Origin of the sequence: Pseudomonas sp. NFACC39-1 (assembly GCF_900110355.1) — a bacterium.
In the GTDB taxonomy this organism is placed as follows: domain Bacteria; phylum Pseudomonadota; class Gammaproteobacteria; order Pseudomonadales; family Pseudomonadaceae; genus Aquipseudomonas; species Aquipseudomonas tehranensis.
The window spans coordinates 68,154-92,822 of the sequence record NZ_FODL01000012.1; the positions used below are offsets into that span (position 1 = coordinate 68,154).

The window sequence follows — 24,669 nt, forward strand, 5'->3', positions numbered from 1 at the left end:
TCGAATGTGCCGCCGTCTTCGCGAGCAAGCCCGCTCCCACAGGGGCTGCGCAGTCCTTGTGGGAGCGAGCCTGCTCGCGATTCGATCTTCAATAATTCGAGGAAACCGGGATGAAAACCCTCTGGCAAAACTGCCACGCCGCCACCATGGCCCAGGGCGTCTACTCGATCATCGAAGACGCCGCCATCGTCACCCACGGCGAGCTCATTCAATGGATCGGCCCGCGCGCCGAGCTGCCGGCCGGTGACTACCCGGCCGTCAACAACCTCAACGGCGCCTGGGTCACTCCGGGGCTGATCGACTGCCACACCCACACGGTGTTCGGCGGTAACCGCAGCGGCGAATTCGAACAGCGCCTGCAGGGCGTGAGCTACGCCGAGATTGCAGCGGCCGGCGGAGGTATCGCCAGCACCGTGCGCGCTACCCGGGCGGCCAGCGAAGATGAACTGTTCAGCAGCGCCGCCAAGCGCCTGAAAAGCCTGATGCGCGATGGCGTGACCACGGTGGAAATCAAGTCAGGCTACGGCCTTGACCTCGCCAGCGAACGCAAGATCCTGCGGGTCATCCGTCGTCTCGGTGAACAACTGCCGGTCAGCGTGCGCAGCACGTGCCTGGCGGCCCACGCCTTGCCGCCGGAATACGCTGATCGCGCCGATGACTACATCGAACACATCTGCACCGAAATGCTTCCGGCTCTGGCGGCCGAAGGGTTGGTGGATGCGGTGGATGCCTTTTGCGAGTACCTGGCGTTTTCCCCGGCGCAGGTCGAACGGGTGTTTATCACCGCCCAACAACTGGGTCTGCCGGTGAAGCTGCACGCTGAACAATTGTCGTCGCTGCACGGTTCAAGCCTGGCGGCCCGTTATCAGGCGCTGTCGGCCGATCATCTGGAATTCATGACCGAGGACGACGCCAGGGCCATGGCCGAATCCGGCACGGTGGCGGTGCTGCTGCCGGGGGCATTTTATTTCCTGCGCGAAACCCAGCTGCCGCCCATGGATGCCCTGCGCAAGCACGGCGTGAAGATCGCCGTGGCCAGCGACCTCAACCCCGGCACGTCGCCGGCGCTGTCGTTGCGCTTGATGTTGAACATGGCCTGCACCTGCTTTCGCATGACCCCCGAGGAGGCCCTGGCTGGGGCGACCCTTCATGCGGCCCAGGCCCTGGGCATGGCCCGGACCCACGGTTCGCTGGAAGTGGGCAAAGTGGCGGATTTTGTCGCCTGGCACATCGACCGCCCGGCCGACCTGTCGTACTGGCTCGGTGGCGATCTGGAAAAACGCGTCGTGCGTCACGGCGTGGAAATCGATTAAGGAGAACGGTTGTGGAGAAGGTCCTGAATTTCAAGCAAGGGCGCGTGCCGCTATTGATCAGCATGCCCCACGCCGGCCTGCGTCTGACTCCGGCGGTGCAGGCGGGTTTGATCCCCGAGGCCCAAAGCCTTCCGGACACCGACTGGCACATTCCTAAGCTTTACGAGTTCGCCGTCGAACTGGGCGCCAGCACCCTGGCCGCTGAATATTCACGGTTCGTGATCGATCTGAACCGCCCTGACGATGACAAGCCAATGTACGTTGGCGCTACTACCGGTTTGTATCCTTCGATTCTGTTCGATGGCGTACCGTTGTTTCGCCAGGGGCTGGAGCCGTCCGCCGCGGAGCGGGCGACTTATCTGCAACAGATCTGGGTGCCTTACCATCAGGCCCTGCGGCAGGAACTGGCGCGGCTCAAGGCCGAATTCGGCTATGCCTTGCTGTTTGACGCCCACTCGATCCGCTCGGTGATCCCACACCTGTTCGACGGCAAGTTACCGGACTTCAACCTGGGCACTTTCAACGGCGCCAGTTGCGACCCCGCATTGGCCCACCAGCTCGAAGCCATCTGCGCCCGCCACGGCGAGTTCACCCATGTCCTCAACGGACGCTTCAAGGGTGGGCACATCACCCGGCACTACGGCAACCCTGCCGAGGACATCCACGCGGTGCAACTGGAACTGTGCCAGAGCACCTACATGGAAGAGTTCGAGCCGTTCAACTACCGTGCGGATCTGGCGGAACCGACCCAGGTGGTGCTCAAGGAATTGCTGGAAGGCTTGTTGGCGTGGGGGCGGCAGGCCTACAAACATTAATCTGTGGTGAGGCAGCTTTTGTGGCGAGGGAGCTTGCTCCCGCTCGAGTGCGGAGCGCTCGCAAAATTTTGGGGCCGCTGCGCAGCCCAGCGGGAGCAAGCTCCCTCGCCACAACAGCCTTCATTGCAACAACCCGTCGCCACCGTGCAAAACCGAGTCGCCACAGGTCACCTTTACCCCCTCGACGCTGCGTAATGTTCCGGTCACGGTGCACCAAGACACCGACCTACAATAATCGCTGCCGCACGAGACCTTCCCGATGAAAAGACTGTTCAAACGCTGTCTGTCGATCCTCTGCGGTACCGCCATATTGAGCAGCGGGGCAATGGCCGCTGAGCCTACGTCCTGCCAGACCGTGCGCATGGGCGTGGTCAACTGGACCGACGTGATCGCCACCAGTGGCATGGCTGATGTGTTGCTCACGGGGCTGGGTTATGAAAGCAAACAGACCAGCGCCGTGCAGCAGATCATCTTCGCCGGCATCCGTGACAAGCGCCTCGATATCTTCCTGGGCTACTGGAAACCAGCGATGGACAACAACATCGCTCCGTTCCTGGCGGCCAACCAGGTGAGAGTCCTGGACCAGCCAAGTCTTGCCGATGCCCAGGCCACGCTGGCAGTGCCGGACTACGTGGCCGCAGCGGGCCTCAAGACGTTCGCTGACATCGCCCGGTTCAAGGAGCAGCTCGGCGGAAAAATCTACGGCATCGAGCCGGGCAGCGGTGCCAACACCACCATCAAGACCATGATTGAAACCAATCACTTCGGCCTCAAGGACTTCAAGCTGATCGAGTCTGGTGAGGCCGGGATGCTGGCGGCGGTGCAGCGGGCGGTGAATCGCAAGGAGTTCGTGGTCTTCGTCGGCTGGACCCCGCACCCGATGAACATCAATATGAACATCACCTACCTGACGGGCAGCGACGACGTCTACGGCCCGAACGAAGGCGCCGCGACGGTCTCCACTGTGACCGCGCCGGACTACGCCCAGCGCTGCCCGAATGTGAGCCGGTTGCTGGATAACCTGACATTTACGGCGGCCCAGGAAAGCCAATTGATGGTGCCGATCATGGCGCGCAAGACGCCTCAGGAAGTTGCTCGGCAATGGTTGCGCGAGCATCCTGAGGATTTGCAGCGGTGGCTGGCAGGTGTCACCAGTTTCGACGGCAAGGATGGCGTGGCGGCGGTGCAGGCCAGTCTCAAGAACTGATGCAATCCAGAGGGCAGTGAGTAATTTTGTGGCGAGGGAGCTTGCTCCCGCTCGGTTGCGCAGCAACCGCCAAAAAAAGCGAGGACTGCTTCGCAGCCCAGCGGGAGCAAGCTCCCTCGCCACAAAAGCCTCCAAGCTACACCTTAGCGATCCACGGCAAACCATAATGGCCTACTCACTCTCCCAGGCGATGTCAGCCTTCATCGACAAAACCCTGAGCTTCAACAGCCCGGACAACAGCCTCTCCAGCCAGCGCCAGGCCTACAGCCAAATGTGCCGGGCCTTCACCCCGCCGTGCCCGGAAGCGCTGGCGGTCGAGGATTTCGAGCTGGCCGGCGTGGCCGTGCGGGCTTACTGCCCTCGGAGCGCGCCGCCGGCCGAAGGCTGGTCATGCATCCTTTATCTGCACGGTGGCGGCTGGGTGGTGGGGGATCTGGACTCCCACGACTTCATCTGCATGGAACTGGCCGCAACCCTCGGCGTGCTGGTCATGGCGGTGGATTATCGGTTGGCCCCGGAGCATCCGTTCCCGGCGGGTTTCGAAGATTGCGTCACGGTGTGGCATCACCTGGCAGCCAGCCCCTTTGCCATCGACCCTCGCCGTCGGGTGGTGGCCGGTGACAGCGCCGGGGGCAATCTCGCTGCCGCGTTATGCCTGGCCTTGCGCGATGCCGGGCAAGCGCTGCCACGGGCCCAGGTGCTGATTTATCCCGCCCTCGGTGGCCCGGCCCATCTGCCCTCGCGGCGCGAATGTGCCGATGCACCACTGTTGAGCAGCCGCGATCTGGACAGTTATCACGCCCTCTATCTGAGCGACACTCAACCGTCTTCCCTCGCCATGCCGTTGCTCGCCGATGACCTGAGCGGCCTGCCGCCAGCGCTGGTCGTCGTGGCGCAATGGGACCCGTTGCGCGACGACGGCGTCCTTTATAGCGAGCGACTGAACATCGCCGGGGTGAGCTCTTCCTTGTATGTCGGCGAGGGCCTGGTCCATGGTTGCCTGCGGGGCCGGGGGCTGGTGCCGGAGGTCGATCAGATGTATCGCACACTGCTGGCGTATCTGGCTGACACGCTTTGACTGTGCAGGGGACATGCTCATTCGGGTAATTCGGGTTTATGATGCCGGACGGCAGATTAAATAGAAGTCCCCCCAGGGATGACTCGACCCCTTACGGAGCGCGCAATGCAGACTTTGTACCCGCAGATCAAACCTCATGCCCGGCACGATCTGGCTGTCGATGACACCCACACGCTCTATGTCGATGAAAGCGGTTCCCCGGAAGGCCTGCCGGTGGTGTTCATTCACGGTGGCCCGGGTGCCGGTTGCGATGCGCAGAGCCGCCGCTACTTCGATCCGAACCTGTACCGCATCGTTACCTTCGACCAGCGCGGCTGTGGCCGCTCCACCCCTCATGCCAGCCTTGAAAACAACACCACCTGGGATCTGGTCGAAGACCTGGAACGCATCCGCAAACATCTGGGCATCGAAAAATGGGTGCTGTTTGGCGGCTCCTGGGGCTCGACCCTGGCCTTGGCTTACGCCCAGACTCATCCCGAGCGGGTACACGGCCTGATTCTGCGTGGGATCTTTCTCTGCCGTCCGCAGGAAATCGAGTGGTTCTACCAGGCCGGCGCCAGTCGTCTGTTCCCCGATTACTGGCAGGATTACATCGCGCCGATCCCCCTGGACGAGCGCGACGACCTGCTCGGCGCCTTCCACAAACGCCTGACAGGTAATGACCAGATCGCTCAGATGCACGCGGCCAAGGCTTGGTCGACCTGGGAAGGTCGCACTGCGACTCTGCGCCCGAACCCGCTGGTGGTCGATCGCTTCTCCGAGCCGCAGCGTGCGTTGTCGATTGCCCGGATCGAGTGTCATTACTTCACCAACAACGCTTTTCTCGAACCCAACCAGTTGATCCGTGACATGGGCAAGATCGCCCATCTGCCGGGCGTCATCGTGCACGGTCGCTACGACGTGATCTGCCCGCTGGACAATGCCTGGGAGCTGCACCAGAACTGGCCCAACAGCGAACTGCAGGTGATCCGCGACGCCGGCCACGCTGCCTCGGAGCCAGGTATCACCGATGCGCTGGTGCGTGCCGCTGCGCAGATGGCCCGGCGCCTGCTCGACCTGCCGCCCGAAGAAGCATGAAGGGGCTGTTGCAACGGGTCCGCAGCGCCCGGGTCGAGGTCGCAGGGGAAGTCGTTGGCGCGGTGGACCAAGGCCTGCTGGTCCTGATCGCGGTCGAGCCCGAGGACACCCGGGCCAGCGCCGACAAATTGCTGCACAAACTGCTGAACTACAGGGTGTTCAGCGACGCTGATGGCAAGATGAACCTGTCTCTGGCAGATGTCGGCGGTGGCTTGCTGTTGGTGTCGCAGTTCACCCTGGCGGCGGACACCAAAAGCGGGTTGCGCCCGAGCTTTTCGACGGCCGCACCTCCGGCCTTGGGCGAGGAGCTCTTTGACTATCTGCTCGCCCACGCGAAACAGGTGCATGGCACTGTGGCATCAGGTAGATTCGGCGCCGACATGCAGGTGCATCTGGTTAACGACGGCCCGGTAACCTTCCTGTTACAGGTCTGAAAGCGTTTGAAACATCTTTTCGGTCCTGTTTCGAGGCAAAACAGGGAGTTTTCTCGATAAATACTTTGTTACCCCTGATGCGTTGTCACGCGGGCTACTAGATAATCGCGCGCTACGGGGGACCAGCGTTCGCTGGTCCATTTGACTTAGGTAGAGACTTGTCCTGGGCCGTTTGGGGAATCATTTTGTCCCATCGGAGTCGGAACAATGCTCGCCAACTTGGCAAGAGTGGCCTGCAGGTGCGGTTTTTCAATGCCGATACCTTGCAGATACTTTATCTGGCCGTTGGTTTTTTGATCTGTTTTCGGCGAGGGTTGCTCGTGATTGTTAGTCCCTGTAATGCACCAAAAATGACTGCCAAACGGTTTAGAAACGCTCTGGTAGCGGGCTCGGCCCTGCTGTGCCTGTTTGGCGCGGGCCAACTGTGGGCATTCAGCCTGGATGATGTATCGGCGAAGGCTCAAGAACTGGCCGGGCAAAAATTCGAAGCCCCGCGCAGCAATCTGCCGAACGAATTTCGCGAAATGAAATTCGCTGACTATCAAAAAATCCGTTTCCGCACCGAAAAAGCCGAGTGGGCCGATCAGAAGACGCCGTTCAGGCTGTCCTTCTATCACCAGGGCATGCATTTCGACACGCCGGTGAAGATCAACGAGATCACCGCGACCACCGTCGATGAAATCAAGTATGACCCGACGCGCTTCGATTTCGGTGACGTCAAGTTCGATCCCAAGTCCACGGAGAAACTGGGCTACGCGGGTTTTCGCGTGCTGTACCCGATCAACAAGGCCGACAAGCAAGACGAAATCATGACCATGCTGGGCGCGAGCTACTTCCGCGTCATCGGCAAGGGTCAGGTTTATGGCTTGTCCGCCCGTGGCCTGGCCATCGATACCGCCCTGCCATCGGGTGAAGAATTCCCGCGCTTTCGCGAGTTCTGGATCCAGCGTCCGAAGCCGACCGATAAGCACCTGGTGATCTTCGCCCTGCTGGATTCGCCACGGGCTACCGGCGCCTATCGCATGATCCTGCGTCCGGGTACCGACACTGTTGTCGACGTGAAGTCGCGCGTGTTCCTGCGAGATCGCGTCACCAAGCTGGGCATTGCTCCGTTGACCAGCATGTTCCTGTTCGGCGCCAACCAGCCGTCCAAGATCCTGAACTACCGTCGAGAGCTGCACGACTCCAGCGGCTTGTCGATCCATGCCGGCAACGGCGAGTGGATCTGGCGCCCGTTGAACAACCCGAAACACCTGGCTGTAAGCAACTTCTCGGTAGAAAACCCGCGTGGTTTCGGCCTGCTGCAGCGCGGTCGTGACTTCAGCCACTACGAAGACCTCGATGACCGCTACGACAAGCGTCCAAGTGCCTGGATCGAACCGAAAGGCGATTGGGGCAAGGGCTCCGTCGACCTGGTTGAAATTCCGACCGCTGACGAAACCAACGACAACATCGTTGCGTTCTGGAGCCCGGAAAAGCTGCCTGAGCCAGGTCAGCCGCTGGACTTCGCTTACCGCCTGCACTGGACCCTCGACGAAGCCAACCTGCATTCGCCGGACAGCGCCTGGGTCAAGCAGACCCTGCGTTCGACCGGTGACGTGAAGCAGTCCAACCTGATTCGTCAGCCGGACGGCAGCGTGGCTTATCTGGTGGATTTCGAAGGTCCTTCCCTGCAAGCCCTGCCGGAAGACGCCGAAGTGCGTAGTCAGGTGAGCGTCGGCGAAAACGGCGAGATCGTCGAGAATAATGTGCGTTACAACCCTGAAACCAAGGGCTGGCGCCTGACCCTGCGACTGAAGATCAAAGACCCGAAACAGTCCACTGAAATGCGCGCCGCGCTGGTCCGTCCACTGGTTCCGGTTGAAGCGCCGGCCGCGTCCCATGCGGTGACCACGACCCTTGCCAAAGCTGACAAGGTCGCCAGGCAGCAGAGCGATAAGGAAATCGCGCAAGAAAAAGAGCAGGAAAAAGAAGCCAAGGCCGATAGCGCGTCCACTGCCGCTGAGTCGACCCCAACCCCGCAGGAACCGGAACCGACTGAACAAGTCCTGACCGAGACCTGGAGCTATCAGTTGCCAGCCGATGAGTAATACTCCAGTACAGCCAGAGACGCTCAGCGAGTATCTGGCCCATTTGCCCATGACCGATGCGCAGCGCGCCGAGCTGGCGGGCTGCAAGTCTTTCAGCGAGCTGCACGAGCGCCTTTCGTCGTCGGCCTTCGATGCACCCACCGAAGCGGCGCAAGCCTCGGTGGGCCGTCGGCTGACCCTGAGCACCGCCGAAGAACTCGAAGACGCCGAAATGCTGGCGCTCGACGCCAGCGGGCGTGTCTGTCTCAAAGCCACGCCGCCGATTCGTCGGACCAAGGTGGTACCGGAGCCGTGGCGCACCAATATCCTGGTGCGCGCCTGGCGTCGCCTGACAGGTCGCACCAACCCGCCGAAGCCGCCCAAGGATGAGCGCGTGTTGCCGCACGCACGCTGGCGCACCGTGGGTTCGATCCGTCGCTATATCCTGCTGATCCTGATGCTCGGCCAGACCATCGTCGCCGGTTGGTACATGAAGGGCATCATGCCGTACCAGGGCTGGTCGTTGGTGGACCTGGACGAAGTCCTGCACCAGCCGCTGTTGCAGACCGCCACCCAGGTACTGCCCTATGCATTGCAGACCAGCATCCTGATTCTGTTCGGGATCCTGTTCTGCTGGGTATCGGCCGGTTTCTGGACGGCGCTGATGGGGTTTCTCGAGCTGCTCACCGGTCACGACAAGTACCGCATCTCCGGTGCCAGTGCTGGCAACGAGCCGATTCCCAAGGACGCCCGCACCGCGCTGGTGATGCCGATCTGCAACGAGGATGTGCCGCGAGTGTTCGCCGGTTTGCGTGCCACGTTCGAGTCGGTGGCGGCCACCGGGGACCTGGATCGTTTCGACTTCTTCGTACTCAGCGACAGTAACGAAACCGATATCTGCGTCGCCGAGCAGCAAGCCTGGCTGGATGTCTGCCGTGAAGCCGGGGGTTTTGGCAAGATTTTCTATCGCCGCCGTCGTCGTCGCGTCAAACGCAAGAGCGGTAACCTCGACGACTTCTGCCGTCGCTGGGGCAGTGACTACAAGTACATGGTCGTGCTCGACGCCGACAGCGTCATGAGTGGCGAGTGCCTGACCAGCCTGGTGCGCCTGATGGAAGCCACGCCGGATGCCGGCATCATCCAGACCGCGCCACGCGCCTCGGGCATGGACACGCTGTATGCGCGCATGCAGCAATTCGCCACCCGGGTGTACGGTCCGCTGTTCACCGCCGGTCTGCATTTCTGGCAGTTGGGGGAATCCCACTACTGGGGTCACAACGCGATCATCCGCATGAAGCCGTTCATCGAGCACTGCGCCCTGGCGCCGTTGCCCGGTAAAGGGGCGTTCGCCGGGGCGATCCTGTCCCACGACTTCGTCGAAGCCGCGCTGATGCGCCGTGCCGGCTGGGGCGTCTGGATTGCCTACGATTTGCCGGGCAGCTATGAAGAGTTGCCGCCCAACTTGTTGGACGAACTCAAGCGTGACCGTCGCTGGTGCCACGGTAACCTGATGAACTTCCGGCTGTTCCTGGTCAAGGGCATGCACCCGGTGCATCGCGCGGTATTCCTGACCGGCGTGATGTCCTATCTGTCGGCACCGCTGTGGTTCTTCTTCCTGGTGCTATCCACCGCGCTGCTGGCGGTGAACACGCTGATGGAACCGCAATACTTCCTCGAGCCACGCCAGCTGTACCCGTTGTGGCCGCAGTGGCATCCGGAAAAAGCCATCGCGCTGTTCTCCACCACCATCGTGTTGCTGTTCCTGCCCAAGCTGCTGAGCATCATCCTGATCTGGGCCAAGGGCGCGAAAGAGTTTGGTGGCAAGTTCAAGGTAACGATGTCGATGTTGCTGGAGATGTTGTTCTCCATGCTGCTGGCGCCGGTGCGGATGATTTTCCACACCCGCTTCGTGCTCGCCGCCTTCCTGGGCTGGGCCGCTACCTGGAACTCGCCCAAACGTGACGACGACTCCACGCCCTGGAGCGAAGCCGTCAAGCGCCACGGCCCGCAAACCCTGCTGGGCTTCTTCTGGGCCTTGCTGGTGATCTGGCTGAACCCGAGCTTTTTGTGGTGGCTGGTGCCGATCGTCGGTTCGCTGATGCTGTCGATTCCGGTGTCGGTGATCTCCAGCCGAGTGGGCCTTGGCTTGAAGTCCCGCGATGAAAGCCTGTTCCTGATCCCTGAGGAATACGCACCGCCACAGGAACTGCTGTCGACCGATCAGTACACCCATGAAAACCGTTGGCACGCGCTGAACGACGGTTTCATCCGCGCAGTGGTCGATCCGCAACAGAACGCCCTGGCCTTTGCGCTGGCCACATCGCGTCACGGCCAGGCCGAGCCGATCGAATGGCTGCGGATCGAACGGGTTCGTCACGCCCTCAAGGTTGGCCCGGCGGGCCTGAACAACAGCGAGCGACTGGCGCTGCTGAGCGACCCGGTGACCCTGTCCCGCCTGCATGAGCAGGTCTGGAGCGAGGGGCATAGCGAGTGGTTGGCGGCGTGGCGTGCATCGGTCAAGGCCGATCCCCACGCTCCGCTACTGCCGCTTCAGCCCGTGAGCGCACAGCCTCAACTGGCCTGACACGCAAAAAGCCCCGCTTCTGAAAGGAAGCGGGGCTTTTTGTTGGGGGCTGTTTGAGTATGCGAATACCGCCCGTGGTGAGGTCAGGGTTGTGTATGGACTTTGTCCAGCATCGATTCGCCAGGACCTGTGGGAGCAACGCTTGCTTCCACAGGACTGCGTTCAACCATTACGCCAAGCGTAACGATCCGCCGCTGAGCTTGATTGATGTCCTGATCCTGACGCTCCTAAGGTAGCCCCCACGACAGCGAACCCGTGGAGTGGTCATGACAACAACAATATCCCCCGACTCGCGCTGGACGCGGCGGCGTTGCGAAAAGCAGCGGCGTCTCGAGCTGGTGAAGGGGCTTGCCGACGGTGTGGTGTTGCCCACCGACAAGATCGTTGCGGCGCTGGAGGCGTTGATCCTTCCGGGCGATCACGTGGTGCTGGAAGGCAATAACCAGAAGCAGGCGGATTTTCTATCGCGCTCTCTGGCCAAAGTCGACCCGGCGAAGCTGCACGACCTGCACATGATCATGCCCAGCGTCGGCCGCTCCGAACACCTGGACCTGTTCGAACGCGGCATTGCCCGCAAGCTGGATTTTTCCTTCGCCGGCACCCAGAGCCTGCGCATCAGCCAGTTGCTCGAAGATGGCCTGCTGGAGATCGGCGCGATCCACACCTACATCGAGCTCTATGCCCGGCTGGTGGTGGACCTGATTCCCAACGTGGTGCTCTCGGCCGGGTTCATGGCCGACCGTGCTGGCAATATCTACACCGGCCCCAGTACCGAAGACACCCCTGCGCTGATTGAGCCGGCGGCGTTCAGCGACGGGATTGTCATTGTCCAGGTCAACCAGTTGGTGGACGACGTCAGCGACCTGCCGAGGGTTGATATCCCGGCATCCTGGGTCGATTTTGTGGTGGTGGCCGACAAGCCGTTCTACATCGAACCGCTGTTCACCCGCGACCCGCGCCACATCAAGCCGGTGCATGTGTTGATGGCGATGATGGCGATCCGCGGGATCTACGAGAAGCACAACGTCCAGTCGCTCAATCACGGCATCGGCTTCAACACCGCCGCCATCGAGCTGATCCTGCCAACCTACGGCGAGTCCCTGGGTTTGAAGGGCAAGATCTGCCGTAACTGGACCCTCAATCCCCATCCAACCCTGATCCCGGCCATCGAAAGCGGCTGGGTCGAAAGCGTGCATTGCTTTGGCACCGAACTGGGCATGGAAAACTACATTGCCGCGCGGCCGGACGTGTTCTTCACCGGTCATGACGGTTCGCTGCGCTCCAACCGCATGGTCTGCCAACTGGCCGGGCAATACGCGGTGGACCTATTTATCGGCGCCACTTTGCAGGTGGACGGCGACGGACATTCTTCGACGGTAACCCGTGGCAGACTGGCCGGTTTCGGCGGTGCGCCGAACATGGGCCATGACCCGCGCGGTCGCCGTCACGGCACACCGGCCTGGCTCGACATGCGCCACGGCGATGGCGAGGCGCCGCTGCTTGAGCGGGGCAAGAAACTGGTGGTGCAGATGGTCGAGACCTTCCAGGAGGGTGGCAAACCCACCTTCGTCGAAACCCTCGACGCGGTGGAGGTGGCGAAAAAAGCCGGCATGCCCCTGGCACCGATCATGATCTACGGCGACGACGTCACCCACCTGCTCACCGAGGAGGGCATCGCTTACCTGTACAAGGCCCGCTCTCTGGAGGAGCGCCAGGCAATGATCGCCGCCGTGGCCGGGGTCACAGCAATCGGTTTGCGCCATAACCCGAAAGACACTGCCCGTATGCGCCGCGAAGGCTTGATTGCCTTGCCTGAAGACCTCGGCATTCGTCGCACCGACGCCACCCGCGAGTTGCTCGCCGCCAAGAGCGTGGCTGATCTGGTCGAGTGGTCCGGTGGCCTCTACAACCCGCCCGCCAAGTTCAGGAGTTGGTAAATGCACGCCTTCAACCTGCAACCGAAAAAATTGTCCTTGGCCGAGCGCTTGGCGGATATGGCGGTGGACGCGCTGATCGACGAAGCCGACCTGTCACCCAAACCGGCCTTGGTGGATCGGCGCGGCAATGGCGCCCACACCGATCTGCACCTGGGTCTGATGCACGCTTCGGCATTGTCGCTGTGGCCGGCATTCAAGGAAATGGCCGACGCCGCCCTTGAATACGGCGAGATCGGCCTGCCGTTGCGCGAAGCTCTTGGGCGGATCGGCCGTGAAGGGGAAGCGGCGATGCTCGCTACCACCGACGGTGTGAACACCCACCGTGGCGCGATCTGGGCTTTGGGTCTGTTGGTGGCTGCGGCCGCACTGGAACCTGAGTCCAGCGTCGCCAGCGCCGTCACTTTACGTGCCGCTCGGCTGGCCTTGCTCAACGATCGCTACGCACCCAACCCCTTCAGCCATGGCGCCCAAGTGGCTCAACGCTATGGCGTGCGAGGCGCCCGGGAAGAAGCGCAACTGGCATTCCCGGCCGTCACCGGCCTGGGCCTGCCACAACTCAAGCGCAGTCGCGCGGCGGGGGCGGGCGAACAGAATGCCCGGCTCGATGCTTTGCTGGCGATCATGACAACGTTGGCCGACACCTGCGTGCTCTACCGCGCCGGTGAGCCCGGTTTGCAGGCCATGCAGCACGGCGCCAGAGCGGTGCTCGACGCCGGTGGCAGCGCCAGCCTGGGCGGTCGTCGCCAGTTGCATGCGCTGGACCAACAATTGATTGCCATGAACGCCTCGCCCGGTGGCGCTGCCGATTTGCTCGCCGCCTGCCTGTTCCTCGACCGAATCGAGCGCGGCGATGGCCTCTTCCCAGGAGTGTGCTGATGCAAACCTTATCCTTTGAATTTCCCGCCGGGCAGCCGCCACGGGGCCGGGCGCTGGTGGGCTGCGTCGGCTCGGGTGACCTGGAAGTGCTGATCGAGCCGGGCCTGGCGGGCAAGTTGACCATTCAGGTGCAGACCTCGGTCAACGGCAGTGAACAACGCTGGCAACATCTGTTCGCCCGCATGTTCGACGGCCAGATGCCGCCGGCCCTGGCGATCGACATCCATGATTTCGGTGCCACCCCTGGTGTGGTGCGGTTGCGCCTGGAACAGGGCTTCGAGGAGATCGGCCATGACTGACAGCGCAGCGTTGCTCAACAAACACAGCTTTGTCGAGCTGGGTGCCCGGCAACGGGCCAAAGCCTTGCTGGATAACGGTTCGTTCCGTGAACTGCTCGACCCCTTCCAGCGAATCATGTCGCCCTGGCTGCTGCGTCAGGGCGTGGTGCCGCAAAGCGACGACGGTGTGGTGATCGCCAAGGGCTTGCTCGATGGCCTGCCGGTGGTGATCGCGGCCATCGAAGGCGCGTTCCAGGGCGGCAGTCTTGGCGAAGTCGGCGGGGCGAAGATTGCCGGAGCGCTGGAGCTGGCCGCCGAGGACAACCGCAAAGGCATCCCGACCCGCGCCGTGTTGCTGCTGGAAACCGGCGGCGTGCGTCTGCAGGAGGCCAATCTGGGGCTGGCGGCGATTGCCGAGATTCATTCGGCGATTGTCGACCTGCGCCAGTACCAGCCCGTCATCGGTGTGGTGGCCGGCAGCGTCGGTTGTTTTGGCGGTATGTCCATCGCCGCCGGACTGTGCAGCTATCTGCTGGTGACCCAGGAAGCGCGGCTGGGCCTGAACGGTCCGCAAGTGATCGAGCAGGAGGCCGGGATCGACGAGTACGATTCCCGTGATCGGCCGTTCATCTGGAGCCTGACCGGCGGTGAGCAACGCTTCGCCACCGGGTTGGTGGACCGCTATGTGGCCGATGACGTGGCGCAGATCCGCGAGCACGTCAGCCAGTTGTTGCACTTGGGCGTACCCGCCCAGCATCGCAGCGGTCAGGCCGAGGTGTTCCTGCAACGTTTGGCCCGACTGGACACTGAAGTGCAAATCGAACCGGCCGCGGTTCGCCAGTTGTATCAGGGAGAACGCCCATGAATTCGTATTCGTTGAGAGGCTTGCGCTGGTTCGAGGCCTTGAGTGGCAACGCCACGCCATTGGAAGGCTTGCCGGCTTCGTTGAAAGTTGCTGACGTCACCCTGGGCGAGCAAAACGTGCGCCTGCTGGCGGTGGTGGCGGATCCCGACAGTCGCTTTCCCCGTGCTCGCAACGGCGAAGTCGGTTTGCTCGAAGGTTGGGGCCTGGCCAAAGCCGTGGACGAGGCTATCGATGCCGACCGCGATGCCCCCCACAAGCGCGCGCTGATTGCCATCGTCGATGTGCCGAGCCAGGCCTATGGTCGTCGTGAAGAAGCCCTGGGTATTCATCAGGCCTTGGCCGGTGCGGCGGACAGTTATGCCCGAGCGCGGCTGGCCGGGCATCCGGTGATCGGTTTGCTGGTGGGCAAGGCCATGTCCGGGGCGTTCCTGGCCCACGGTTATCAGGCCAACCGGTTGATCGCTTTGCGCGACCCGGGTGTGATGGTCCACGCCATGGGCAAAGCCTCGGCGGCGCGGGTGACCCTGCGCAGCGTCGAAGAGCTTGAGGCCCTGGCCGCCAGCGTGCCGCCGATGGCCTATGACATCGACAGTTTCGCCAGCCTCGGTTTGCTGTGGGAAACCCTGTCGGTGGAGCAGATCGAGCAGCCAAACGCGGCGGATCTGGCACGGGTCAGAGATTGTCTGCAACAGGCGATCAACGAAGTGGCAGACGCGCCTCGGGACTTGAGCAGCCGCCTCGGGGCGACGCATCGTGCGGCTTCCAGCACTGTTCGCCAATTGTTGAGAGCACAGTGGTGAGCACCTTTCTGGCCCACGACCTGCTGTGGGGGATGACTCCACAGCCGTTGCCTGCGGATGCGCCGGCGTGGGTCATTGACTCCCTCAGCCTTGGGCAACCGGTGGTGGTGCGGCGAGCGATCACCGCGCCGGGACACATTGCCGTGGGTGTGCGGGGAGTTTCGCGGGAACAGCGTTATGCCACGTCGATGCCGGTGGCGGCGATCCAGCGCCGGGTGCGCCCCGAGGAGCTTTGCCATGTCGCATTGCGCCGTGACGTGCCGGCGTTGCAGGCGCTCGCGCAATTGCGGCCGATGCTGGATGCCAGCGGCTGGATCTGGGGTGTCAGCGGCAGCGCCGGATTTGAACTGGCCAGTGGCATCGAGGCGCTGCATGCGCGCAGTGACCTGGATTTGATCCTGCGCACACCGCAGCCGCTGGATCGTATTGAGGCCCGGGATTTGTTGGCGCAACTGGACGGTTCGACGTGCGCCGTGGATATGCAACTGCAAACCCCCTTCGGCGCTGTTGCCCTGCGCGAGTGGGCCGGCTCGGCGCGACGGGTGTTGCTCAAGGATAATCGTCAGGCACGTCTGGTGACCGATCCGTGGCAACCGTCGCTGGAGCAAGTGGCGTGAGCAGCCTCTTGGTATTCCCCGGCCAGGGTGCGCAGCGGGCGGGCATGCTCCAGGGCGTGTCGCCGCAACTGCTGGAACAGGCCGGTGAAGTGCTGGGCGAAAACGTACGACAGTTGGACAGCACCGAGGCGTTGCAATCGACCCGAGCCGTGCAACTGTGTCTGTTGATCGCGGGTGTCGCGGCAGCCCGGCAATTGCTGGAACAGGCACCTGTGCCGGATTACGTTGCGGGCCTGTCCATTGGCGCGTACCCGGCGGCGGTGGTGGCCGGTGCACTGGAGTTTGATGATGCATTGCGGCTGGTCAGCCTGCGGGGCGAACTGATGCAGCAGGCGTATCCGCGAGGCTATGGCATGACGGCGATAATCGGCCTTGAGCTGGCGACAGTGGAGGTGTTGCTCGCGCAGGTGCACAGCGCCATGACGCCGGTTTACCTGGCCAACATCAATGCCGATAACCAGGTGGTCATTGCTGGCAGTGACGAGGCCATGGGCATCGTCGCCGAGAAGGCACGCAGCCAGGGCGCCGCGAAAGCGTGTCGGCTGGCGGTAAGCGTCCCGTCCCACTGTCCGTTGCTGGAGGCCCCGGCCCGGGCACTGGCCCAGGCGTTTGCCGAGGTGCCGTTGAAAGCGCCCGCTTTGGGTTATCTGAGCGGCAGTCGTGCCCGGCCCGTGGTGAACACCGACGCCTTGCGTGAGGACCTGGCTTTCAACATGTGCCGTGTGGTGGATTGGCGCGGCACGGTGCAAAGCGCCTACGAGCGAGGCGTGCGGTTACAGATCGAACTGCCGCCCGGTGCGGTTCTGACGGGACTGGCGCGCCGGGTGTTCGAGCAGGGCACCGTCATCGCTTTCGACGGTGCGCGCCTGGACACCTTGCAGACGCTGCTCAGAGAGGAGGGACGCCGCCGACCCTAAACCACCGACTCAAGCTGGCGAAGCACAAAAACAACAACTTCGACGATGCACTTTGAGGACTACAACAATGATTATTTACGGTGTGGCGTTTTTGGCCTTTTGTACCCTGGCGGGTATTTTCATCGGTGAGCTGCTGGGCAAACTGATCGGCGTGCCGGCCAACGTCGGCGGTGTCGGCATTGCGATGCTGCTGTTGATCGGCCTGGGCAGTTACCTGAGCAAACGCGGCCTGTTCAAGGGCAAGTCCGAAGCCGGCGTGGAATTCTGGAGTGCGATCTACATTCCCATCGTGGTCGCGATGGCCGCTCAGCAAAACGTCTATGGCGCGCTCAAGGGCGGGCCAATGGCGATTCTGGCCGGGACCCTGGCGGTGGTGATTGCCTTTGCGATGGTGCCGGTACTGGTGCGCATCGGCAACAAAGGGCCTGAAACCGATGTTTCCGCTAAGACGGTTGGGTGATTGCCATGTACGAATCATTGATGAAAGTGATCACCGGCTACGGTCTGCTCAGTGGCTTTGCGATTGTCGGCATCACCATGTGGGTGTCGTACTGGATCAGCGACACGTTCACTAAGGGTCGCCTGCACGGTTCGGCCATCGCGATTCTTCTGGGGTTAGTGCTGTCGTATATCGGCGGTGCGATGACCGGCGGGCAGAAGGGTGTAGTCGACATTCCGCTGCTCTCGGGTATCGGCCTGCTGGGCGGCGCCATGCTGCGGGACTTTGCCATTGTCGCCACGGCGTTTGGGGTGAGTGTCGAGGAACTCAAGCGCGCGGGTTACGTCGGGGTACTGGCCCTGTTCGTCGGGGTGGCCACCTCGTTCATCGCCGGTGTCGGCGTGGCGATGGCCTTCGGTTACACCGATGCGGTGAGCCTGACCACCATCGGCGCTGGGGCAGTGACCTACATCGTCGGGCCGGTGACTGGTGCGGCGATCGGTGCCAGTTCCGAGGTGATGGCGCTGTCCATCGCCGCCGGTTTGATCAAAGCGATCCTGGTGATGGTGGCGACGCCGTTCGTGGCACCTTTGATTGGTCTTAACAATCCGCGCAGTGCGGTGATCTTTGGCGGGTTGATGGGCACTTCCAGCGGCGTGGCCGGCGGCCTGGCGGCCACCGATCCGAAACTGGTGCCGTATGGTTGCCTGACGGCGGCGTTCTATACCGCGCTCGGGTGTTTGCTCGGGCCTTCGCTGTTGTATCTGATCATGCGGGGGTTGTTGGGGTAAGGCTTTGAATCTTCGCTGAGCGGGCTGTCCTCATCGCGAGCAGGCTCGCTCCCACATTGGATCGGTGTTCACAATCCCGTGTGGGAGCGAGCCTGCTCGCGATGAAGGGGACTCGGTCTCAAGCCTGGCGATTGGCATACATCCGGCACTCAGCCAAAAGCGCGAGCAAATTCGGATCGCGCTCCTTGGCCTTCAGGAATACCACGCCAATGTGCTGCTGCAGCCGATACTTTTCCTGCAATGGGATCAGTTTCACCCGGTTTTCATACACCGCCGCAATCCGTCCCGGCAGCAACGCATAACCGACCCCGGAGCTGACCATGCTCAGCAGGGTGAAGATGTCGTTGACCTGCATCGCCACCTTCGGCTCGAACCCCGCCTGCTTGAACACCCGATTACCATCCTGATGAGTGGCGAAGCCCTGGGTCAGGGTGATGAAGGTTTCGTTGCACACTTCGGACAGGTCCACTTCACTGCGTTGGGCGAAGGCGGAATCGGCGGGCGTGGCGAGAAAAATGTCGTCTGAAAACAGCTCGATATGCTCACAGTCCGGATCGTTCACGCTGTCGTCCAGGGAGATCAGGATGGCGTCCACCTCCATGTTCTTGAGCTTGTACAGCAGGTCGATGTTCGAGCCCAGGATCAGGTCGATGTTCAGTTCGCTGCGGCGGATCTTCAGGCCCATGATCAACTGCGGTACGGTTTTTACCGTCAGCGAATACAGTGAGCCAAGCTTGAAACGCTCCGCGGAAAACCCGGCGGCCTCACGGGTCAGGCGCACGCTTTCGACCACGTCCTGAATCAGCTTCTGTGTGCGTTCTTCCAGCACGTAAGCGCTTTCCAGGGGCGTGAGGTTGCGGCCCTCGTGCTTGAACAACGGGCAGCGCAAGGCGCTTTCCAACGAGTGAATGGCCCGGTGTACGCTGACGTTGCTGGTCTGTAACTCGGCCGCCGCCCGCGCAAGATTGCCGGTGCGCATGAACGCCAGGAACACCTCGAGTTTTTTCAGGGTCAATTCTTCATCGATCAGCATGGGGTGGACTCTTATTCGTATCGCCCGATTGTGCCCTGTGGGAGCAAAGCTTGCTCGCGAAACAGGCGACTCGGTTTTTCAGAAACTGCGTTATCTTCATCGCGGGCAAACCTTACCCTCACAGAGAGCAAAACATTGCACTTTGTAGCGCCAGGCCTGAGCCTTGGCATCTGTTAGGGAATGTGAGGCGGGACTGGATGTATCACGGAGAGCGACTCAACGCCTGGACCCACCTGGTCGGGGCGGTGGCGGCTTTTATCGGAGCGGTGTGGTTGCTGGTAATTGCCGGGATGACGGGCGATGCGTGGAAAATCGTCAGCGTGGCGATCTACGGTTTCACCTTGCTGGTGCTGTACAGCGCTTCGACGGTTTACCACAGCGTGCGCGGGCGCAAGAAAGCAATCATGCAGAAGGTCGATCACTTTTCGATCTATCTGCTGATTGCTGGCAGCTACACGCCGTTCTGCCTGGTCACCCTGCGCGGGCCGTGGGGCTGGACCTTGTTTGGGATTGTCTGGGGGCTGGCGTTGATCGGGATCTTGCAGGAGATCAAGCCGCGCTCTGAAGCGCGCATCCTGTCGATCGTGATCTACGCGGTGATGGGCTGGATCGTGCTGGTGGCGATCAAACCGTTATTGGCCGCCTTGGGCAGCGCCGGCTTTGCCTGGCTGGCTTCGGGGGGTGTGCTGTACACCGTGGGCATTGTCTTTTTCGCGCTGGACCATCGGTTGCGGCACGCCCATGGCATCTGGCATTTGTTTGTGATCGCCGGCAGCTTGCTGCACTTTGTCGCGATCTTGTTCTATGTGCTCTGACCCATAACGCCGTAGCTCTACTGTGGGAGCGGGCTTGCTCGCGAACGCGGCGGGTCAGTCAACATTGATGTCACTGACAGATTGCATTCGCGAGCAAGCCCGCTCCCACAATGGGTCTTGAGTGCCAGCAGAATCTGCGGGGGTTAGAAATCCCCCCACAACTGCTGTGCCACGGCCAGTGCCACCACCGGTGCGGTTTCAGTGCGCAGCACGCGCGGGCCGAGTCGGGCGGCGTGGTAGCCGGCGGTCTGGGCCTGCTGGACTTCGGCCTCCGACAAACCACCCTCGGGGCCGATCAGGAAGGCCAGGCTCGACGGTCTGGCATGGCTGACCAACGGCTCGGCCACCGGGTGCAGCACCAGTTTCAGTTCGGCGTCGGTTTGCTTCAGCCAGTCGGCCAGCAGCAGCGGCGGGTGAATCACCGGTACGGTGGAGCGCCCGCACTGCTCGCAAGCGCTGATCGCCACCTGACGCCAGTGCAGCAGGCGTTTGTCGGCGCGTTCGTCCTTGAGGCGCACTTCGCAGCGCTCGCTGAAAATCGGTGTGATCTCGTTGACGCCCAGTTCGGTAGCTTTCTGGATCGCCCAGTCCATGCGCTCGCCCCTGGACAGGCCCTGGCCGAGGTGGATGCGCAGGGGCGATTCAACCTGCCCGGCGAATTGTTCGTCCAACTGTACAAGCACGCGTTTCTTGCCGACTTCGGCCAGGCTGCCGCGAAATTCCTGGCCAGAGCCGTCGAACACCTGCACCGCATCGCCCTCGGCCATGCGCAGCACCCGACCGATGTAGTGGGCCTGGGCTTCGGGCAATTCGTGAGCGCCGAGGCTGAGGGGGGCATCGATGAAGAAGCGGGACAGTCTCATTTCAAATCTCTGAAAAAGTTAAACCTGTGGTGAGGGGATTTATCCCCGCTGGGCTGCGAAGCAGCCCTAAAACCGGACATTCCGATACTTCAGGCAAATCGCGTTGTAAGCATTTGGGGCTGCTTCGCAGCCCAGCGGGGATAAATCCCCTCACCACACCAGTATTCCAACAAGAACACCGAGGTTTTAACCCGGATCCCGGAACCCCGGATGAAAGTCCTTCGGCACCGCCACGCTGACCTGGTCCCGGGTGGCGATGTCGATGCCCTCGCTGGCCACTTCAGCCAGGAAGTCGATTTGCTCGGGGGTGATGACATACGGCGGCAGGAAATACACCACGCTGCCCAGCGGTCGCAGCAACGCGCCGCGTTCCAGGGCATGCTGGAACACCGTCAGGCCGCGACGTTCCTGCCAGGGGTAAGCGGTCTTGCTCGCCTTGTCCTTGACCATCTCGATGGCCAGGACCATGCCGGTCTGGCGCACTTCGGCCACGTTCGGGTGATCGGCCAGGTGCGCGGTGGCGCTTGCCATGCGCTGGGCCAGGGCCTTGTTGTTTTCGATGACGTGGTCTTCTTCGAAGATATCCAGCGTCGCCAGGGCCGCCGCGCAGGCCAACGGGTTGCCCGTGTAGCTGTGGGAATGCAGGAAGGCGCGCAGGGTCGGGTAGTCGTCGTAGAACGCGCTGTAGACCTCATCGGTGGTCACGCACGCCGCCAGCGGCAGGTAGCCGCCGGTCAGGGCCTTGGACAGGCAGAGGAAGTCTGGGGTGATACCGGCCTGTTCACAGGCGAACATCGTGCCGGTGCGGCCGAAGCCGACGGCGATTTCGTCGTGGATCAGGTGCACGCCATAGCGATCACACGCCTCGCGCAGCAGCTTCAGGTACACCGGGTGATACATGCGCATGCCACCGGCACCCTGGATCAGCGGCTCGACGATGACGGCGGCCACGGTGTCGTGGTGTTCGGCCAAGGTCTGTTCCATCGCGGCAAACAGGTTGCGCGAATGCTCCTCCCAGCTCATGCCTTCAGGGCGGTGGTAGCAATCGGGGCTCGGCACTTTGATCGTGTCCAGCAGCAACGCCTTGTAGGTTTCGGTGAACAGCGGCACGTCGCCCACCGACATCGCCGCGATGGTTTCGCCGTGGTAGCTGTTGCTCAGGGTGACGAAGCGCTTCTTGGCCGGCTGGCCACGATTGATCCAGTAGTGAAAGCTCATCTTCATCGCCACTTCGATGCAGGACGAGCCGTTATCGGCGTAGAAACACCGGGTCAGACCTTTAGGCGTCATCTTCACCAGGCGCTCGGACAGCTCGATCACCGGCTGGTGACTGAAGCCGGCGAGGATCACATGCTCCAGTTGATCGACCTGGTCCTTGATGCGCTGATTGATCCGCGGGTTGGCATGGCCGAACACGTTGACCCACCAGGAACTGACGGCATCGAGGTAGCGCTTGCCTTCGAAGTCTTCCAGCCACACGCCTTCACCGCGCTTGATCGGGATCAGCGGCAGCTTTTCGTGGTCTTTCATCTGGGTGCAGGGATGCCACAGCACCGCTAGGTCGCGTTGCATCCACTGGTTATTCAGGCCCATATACAGTCTCCTCGAGGCGGCTCGCGGCGGGCGCGGGCAAAACAATCGCGCAAGCCTATGCAATGGCGGCCCTGGGGACAACCCATTGTGTCGTCCCGGCTACTTTGCACGAGTCGATAGACGTCGCTGGCGGCGTTTTGATGGCTGACGTATTCTTCGCCGTTCTCTAGAGCCTGTCTGGCTCAAACTGATTCCTGCGTTTTAATCCGGAGTTCGCTGAATGTCTGCTGGTTGGCTGCGCGCCTGTGCGCTGGTGGTGATGGGGCTGTTCAGCGTTTGTGCGCTGGCCAAGGACAAGCAACCGACGGTGATCGTCATCGGCGGCGGCCTGGCCGGACTCACGGCGGCCTACGAGCTGCAGAACAAAGGCTGGCAGGTAACCCTGCTGGAAGCCAAGCCAAGCCTGGGCGGTCGTTCGGGTATGGCCACCAGTGAATGGATCGGCAACGAAAAAACTCAGCCGGTACTGAACAAGTACATCTCGACCTTCAAGCTGAGCACCACACCGGCCCCGGAGTTCGTGCGCACCCCCAGCTATCTGATCGACGGCACCTACTTCACCGCCGCTGACCTGACGACTAAGCAACCGGCCACGGCCGAAGCCCTCAAACGCTACGAAACCACCCTGGACGACCTGGCGCGTTCCATTGAAGACCCACAGAATCCGTCGGCCAACAACACGTTGCACGCTCTGGACCAGATCAGCGTCTCCAACTGGCTCGACCGTCTGCAATTGCCGGCCACCGCGCGGCAGTTGGTGAACCAGCAGATCCGCACCCGCTATGACGAACCGTCGCGGCTGTCGTTGCTGTATTTTGCCCAGCAGACCCGGGTCTACCGTGGTGTGTCCGACCGTGACCTGCGCGCTGCGCGCCTGCTGGGTGGCAGCCCTGTGTTGGCCCAGGCCTTCGTCAAGCAACTGAAAACCATCAAGACCAGCTCCCCCGTCTCGGCCATCTCCCAAGACAAGGACGGCGTCACCGTCAAGGTTGGCAGCGTCGGCTATCAAGCTGACTACGTGGTGCTGGCCGTGCCGTTGCGAGCCCTGAACAAAATCCAGCTGACCCCGGCCCTGGACGCCCGGCATCAGGGCGCGATCAAGGGCACCAACTACGGCTGGCGCGACCAGATCATGCTCAAGTTCAAGACCCCGGTCTGGGACAGCAAGGCGCGCATGTCGGGTGAGATCTACAGCAACACCGGCCTGGGCATGATGTGGATCGAGCCGGCCATGAAGGGCGGCGCCAATGTGGTCGTCAACCTGTCCGGCGACAACGCCCGGGTGATGCAGGCCTTTGGTGACAAGCAGATGGCCGATCAGGTGCTGATTCGCTTGCACGCGTTTTATCCGCAGGCTCGGGGTGCCTTCACCGGTTATGAAATTCGCCGCTACAGCACCGACCCGTCCATGGGCGGCGCGTACCTGGCCTTTGGGCCGGGCCAGATCAGCAAGTACTGGCGCCTGTGGGAAATGCCGTTGCAGCGCGTAGCCTTTGCCGGCGAACACACCGACACCTTGTATCCGGGCACCCTGGAGGGCGCGTTGCGTAGCGGTCAGCGGGCGGCCAGCCAGGTTCAAGACCTGGCGGCAGGCAAATCGTTTGAACCGGCCAAGGTCGTGCCGGTGGCAGCGGCAGCAGCGGCCGGTGCGGTGGCGGCGAAGAAGGGCAATTTCTTCACCAACCTGTTTGGGGGCGACTCGGATAAGGAGCCGGTCAAGGCCGCCGCGCCGATTGCGCCTGCTCCAGCGCCAGCCCCGGTGCCAGCGCCTGCACCCGTTCAAGCGCCTGCACCGGTCGCCCCGGCCAAGGTTGAGCCGGCGAAGAAAGCAACGGTCAAACCAGTGGCCAAAAAGCCGGTGGCCAAGACACCGGCTAAAAAAACGCCAGTGAAGAAAGCCGCTCCGGTGAAGAAACCGGCGGCAAAGCCCGCTGCGACGCAGACCCAGGCGCAATAAAGGGCGGTGCCAGAAAAAGCGCGGTGAGTCAGCCGCGCTTTTTTTTGCCTGACAGATCGCATTCGCGAGCAAGCCCGCTCCCACAGGGTTATGCGTACGTAGACCAAAATGTGGGAGCGGGCTTGCTCGCGAAAGGGCCCTTTCCCACACCTGGTAAATCCCTGACACCCTGATATAACGCATCGTATTGGCTTTAATCTTTCCTTAACCCATCAAACCCAAACTCTTCATCGTATTTCTCGATATTTCAAAGCAAAAATTTCCGCTTTAAATCGATAGATAACTCGCTAGTCTTGGTCGCAGTTTTCACA

22 protein-coding genes are annotated in these 24,669 nt (G+C 62.0%); 19 read left to right on the forward strand and 3 right to left on the reverse strand.

Annotation, left to right across the window (positions count from 1 at the left end; genetic code table 11):
- Positions 1-110: 110 nt before the first annotated feature.
- The 17 genes from hutI to madM all read left to right on the forward strand — a co-directional run bounded on the left by hutI (position 111) and on the right by madM (position 18,097).
- The gene (hutI, locus tag BMY45_RS22090) at positions 111-1,313 is read left to right on the forward strand and encodes an imidazolonepropionase (RefSeq protein WP_092401496.1); all 1,203 of its coding nucleotides are present in this window, start codon (positions 111-113) and stop codon (positions 1,311-1,313) included.
- Between the two features lie 11 nt (positions 1,314-1,324).
- Positions 1,325-2,128, forward strand: coding sequence for an N-formylglutamate deformylase (gene hutG, locus BMY45_RS22095; RefSeq protein ID WP_092401499.1), 804 nt, complete (start codon positions 1,325-1,327; stop codon positions 2,126-2,128).
- 259 nt (positions 2,129-2,387) lie between these two features.
- The gene (locus BMY45_RS22100; RefSeq protein WP_092401502.1) at positions 2,388-3,335 is read left to right on the forward strand and encodes a choline ABC transporter substrate-binding protein; all 948 of its coding nucleotides are present in this window, start codon (positions 2,388-2,390) and stop codon (positions 3,333-3,335) included.
- Positions 3,336-3,498: 163 nt separating this feature from the next.
- Entirely contained in the window at positions 3,499-4,413 is a 915-nt protein-coding gene (locus BMY45_RS22105) for an alpha/beta hydrolase (RefSeq protein ID WP_177193379.1), read from the forward strand.
- Positions 4,414-4,518: 105 nt separating this feature from the next.
- A complete protein-coding gene (gene pip / locus BMY45_RS22110) occupies positions 4,519-5,490 on the forward strand; it encodes a prolyl aminopeptidase (RefSeq protein WP_092401505.1) in 972 nt (323 codons plus the stop codon).
- Positions 5,487-5,924: a D-aminoacyl-tRNA deacylase gene (gene dtd / locus BMY45_RS22115; RefSeq protein ID WP_092401508.1), complete on the forward strand. Its 438-nt coding sequence runs from the start codon at positions 5,487-5,489 to the stop codon at positions 5,922-5,924. The genes pip and dtd overlap by 4 nt, the downstream gene beginning before the upstream one ends.
- A 350-nt stretch (positions 5,925-6,274) precedes the next feature.
- Positions 6,275-8,014 carry a glucan biosynthesis protein G gene (locus BMY45_RS22120; protein ID WP_189674127.1) on the forward strand — a complete coding sequence of 580 codons (1,740 nt, stop codon included), beginning with the start codon at positions 6,275-6,277 and terminating at the stop codon, positions 8,012-8,014.
- The gene (mdoH, locus tag BMY45_RS22125) at positions 8,007-10,577 is read left to right on the forward strand and encodes a glucans biosynthesis glucosyltransferase MdoH (protein WP_092401511.1); all 2,571 of its coding nucleotides are present in this window, start codon (positions 8,007-8,009) and stop codon (positions 10,575-10,577) included. The genes BMY45_RS22120 and mdoH overlap by 8 nt, the downstream gene beginning before the upstream one ends.
- Before the next feature lie 266 nt (positions 10,578-10,843).
- Positions 10,844-12,514 (forward strand): malonate decarboxylase subunit alpha, encoded by a 1,671-nt coding sequence (mdcA, locus tag BMY45_RS22130; protein WP_092401514.1) that lies wholly within the window; start codon positions 10,844-10,846, stop codon positions 12,512-12,514.
- Complete coding sequence (locus BMY45_RS22135; protein WP_092401517.1) at positions 12,515-13,390, forward strand: triphosphoribosyl-dephospho-CoA synthase; 876 nt, start codon at positions 12,515-12,517, stop codon at positions 13,388-13,390. It abuts the gene before it with no gap.
- The gene (locus BMY45_RS22140; RefSeq protein ID WP_047226946.1) at positions 13,390-13,689 is read left to right on the forward strand and encodes a malonate decarboxylase subunit delta; all 300 of its coding nucleotides are present in this window, start codon (positions 13,390-13,392) and stop codon (positions 13,687-13,689) included. Before BMY45_RS22135 ends, BMY45_RS22140 begins: the two co-directional genes overlap by 1 nt.
- Positions 13,682-14,533, forward strand: coding sequence for a biotin-independent malonate decarboxylase subunit beta (locus tag BMY45_RS22145; RefSeq protein ID WP_092401520.1), 852 nt, complete (start codon positions 13,682-13,684; stop codon positions 14,531-14,533). Before BMY45_RS22140 ends, BMY45_RS22145 begins: the two co-directional genes overlap by 8 nt.
- Complete coding sequence (gene mdcE / locus BMY45_RS22150) at positions 14,530-15,333, forward strand: biotin-independent malonate decarboxylase subunit gamma (RefSeq protein WP_092401523.1); 804 nt, start codon at positions 14,530-14,532, stop codon at positions 15,331-15,333. The genes BMY45_RS22145 and mdcE overlap by 4 nt, the downstream gene beginning before the upstream one ends.
- Positions 15,327-15,950 (forward strand): malonate decarboxylase holo-ACP synthase, encoded by a 624-nt coding sequence (locus BMY45_RS22155; protein ID WP_177193378.1) that lies wholly within the window; start codon positions 15,327-15,329, stop codon positions 15,948-15,950. Before mdcE ends, BMY45_RS22155 begins: the two co-directional genes overlap by 7 nt.
- Positions 15,947-16,867, forward strand: a complete 921-nt coding sequence (gene mdcH, locus BMY45_RS22160) for a malonate decarboxylase subunit epsilon (RefSeq protein ID WP_092401526.1) — start codon at positions 15,947-15,949, stop codon at positions 16,865-16,867. Before BMY45_RS22155 ends, mdcH begins: the two co-directional genes overlap by 4 nt.
- Before the next feature lie 67 nt (positions 16,868-16,934).
- The gene (gene madL, locus BMY45_RS22165; protein WP_047226951.1) at positions 16,935-17,327 is read left to right on the forward strand and encodes a malonate transporter subunit MadL; all 393 of its coding nucleotides are present in this window, start codon (positions 16,935-16,937) and stop codon (positions 17,325-17,327) included.
- A 5-nt stretch (positions 17,328-17,332) separates the two neighbouring features.
- Complete coding sequence (madM, locus tag BMY45_RS22170) at positions 17,333-18,097, forward strand: malonate transporter subunit MadM (protein WP_092401675.1); 765 nt, start codon at positions 17,333-17,335, stop codon at positions 18,095-18,097.
- Between the two features lie 118 nt (positions 18,098-18,215).
- Here the strand turns inward: madM and BMY45_RS22175 are convergent, their stop codons facing one another.
- The gene (locus tag BMY45_RS22175; protein WP_092401529.1) at positions 18,216-19,130 is read right to left on the reverse strand and encodes a LysR family transcriptional regulator; all 915 of its coding nucleotides are present in this window, start codon (positions 19,128-19,130) and stop codon (positions 18,216-18,218) included.
- 197 nt (positions 19,131-19,327) lie between these two features.
- Between BMY45_RS22175 and BMY45_RS22180 the strand changes: the two genes are divergently transcribed.
- A complete protein-coding gene (locus BMY45_RS22180) occupies positions 19,328-19,945 on the forward strand; it encodes a PAQR family membrane homeostasis protein TrhA (protein WP_092401532.1) in 618 nt (205 codons plus the stop codon).
- Between the two features lie 143 nt (positions 19,946-20,088).
- On the opposite strand, the gene BMY45_RS22185 is transcribed toward BMY45_RS22180, so the two are convergent.
- On the reverse strand, positions 20,089-20,808 hold the full coding sequence (locus BMY45_RS22185; RefSeq protein ID WP_092401535.1) for a 16S rRNA (uracil(1498)-N(3))-methyltransferase: 720 nt from the start codon (positions 20,806-20,808) through the stop codon (positions 20,089-20,091).
- A 186-nt stretch (positions 20,809-20,994) separates the two neighbouring features.
- Positions 20,995-22,401: an adenosylmethionine--8-amino-7-oxononanoate transaminase gene (locus BMY45_RS22190; protein WP_092401538.1), complete on the reverse strand. Its 1,407-nt coding sequence runs from the start codon at positions 22,399-22,401 to the stop codon at positions 20,995-20,997.
- A 220-nt stretch (positions 22,402-22,621) separates the two neighbouring features.
- Here BMY45_RS22190 and BMY45_RS22195 point away from each other — a divergent pair, with 220 nt between their 5' ends.
- Positions 22,622-24,358: a flavin monoamine oxidase family protein gene (locus tag BMY45_RS22195; protein ID WP_092401541.1), complete on the forward strand. Its 1,737-nt coding sequence runs from the start codon at positions 22,622-22,624 to the stop codon at positions 24,356-24,358.
- Positions 24,359-24,669 lie beyond the last annotated feature (311 nt).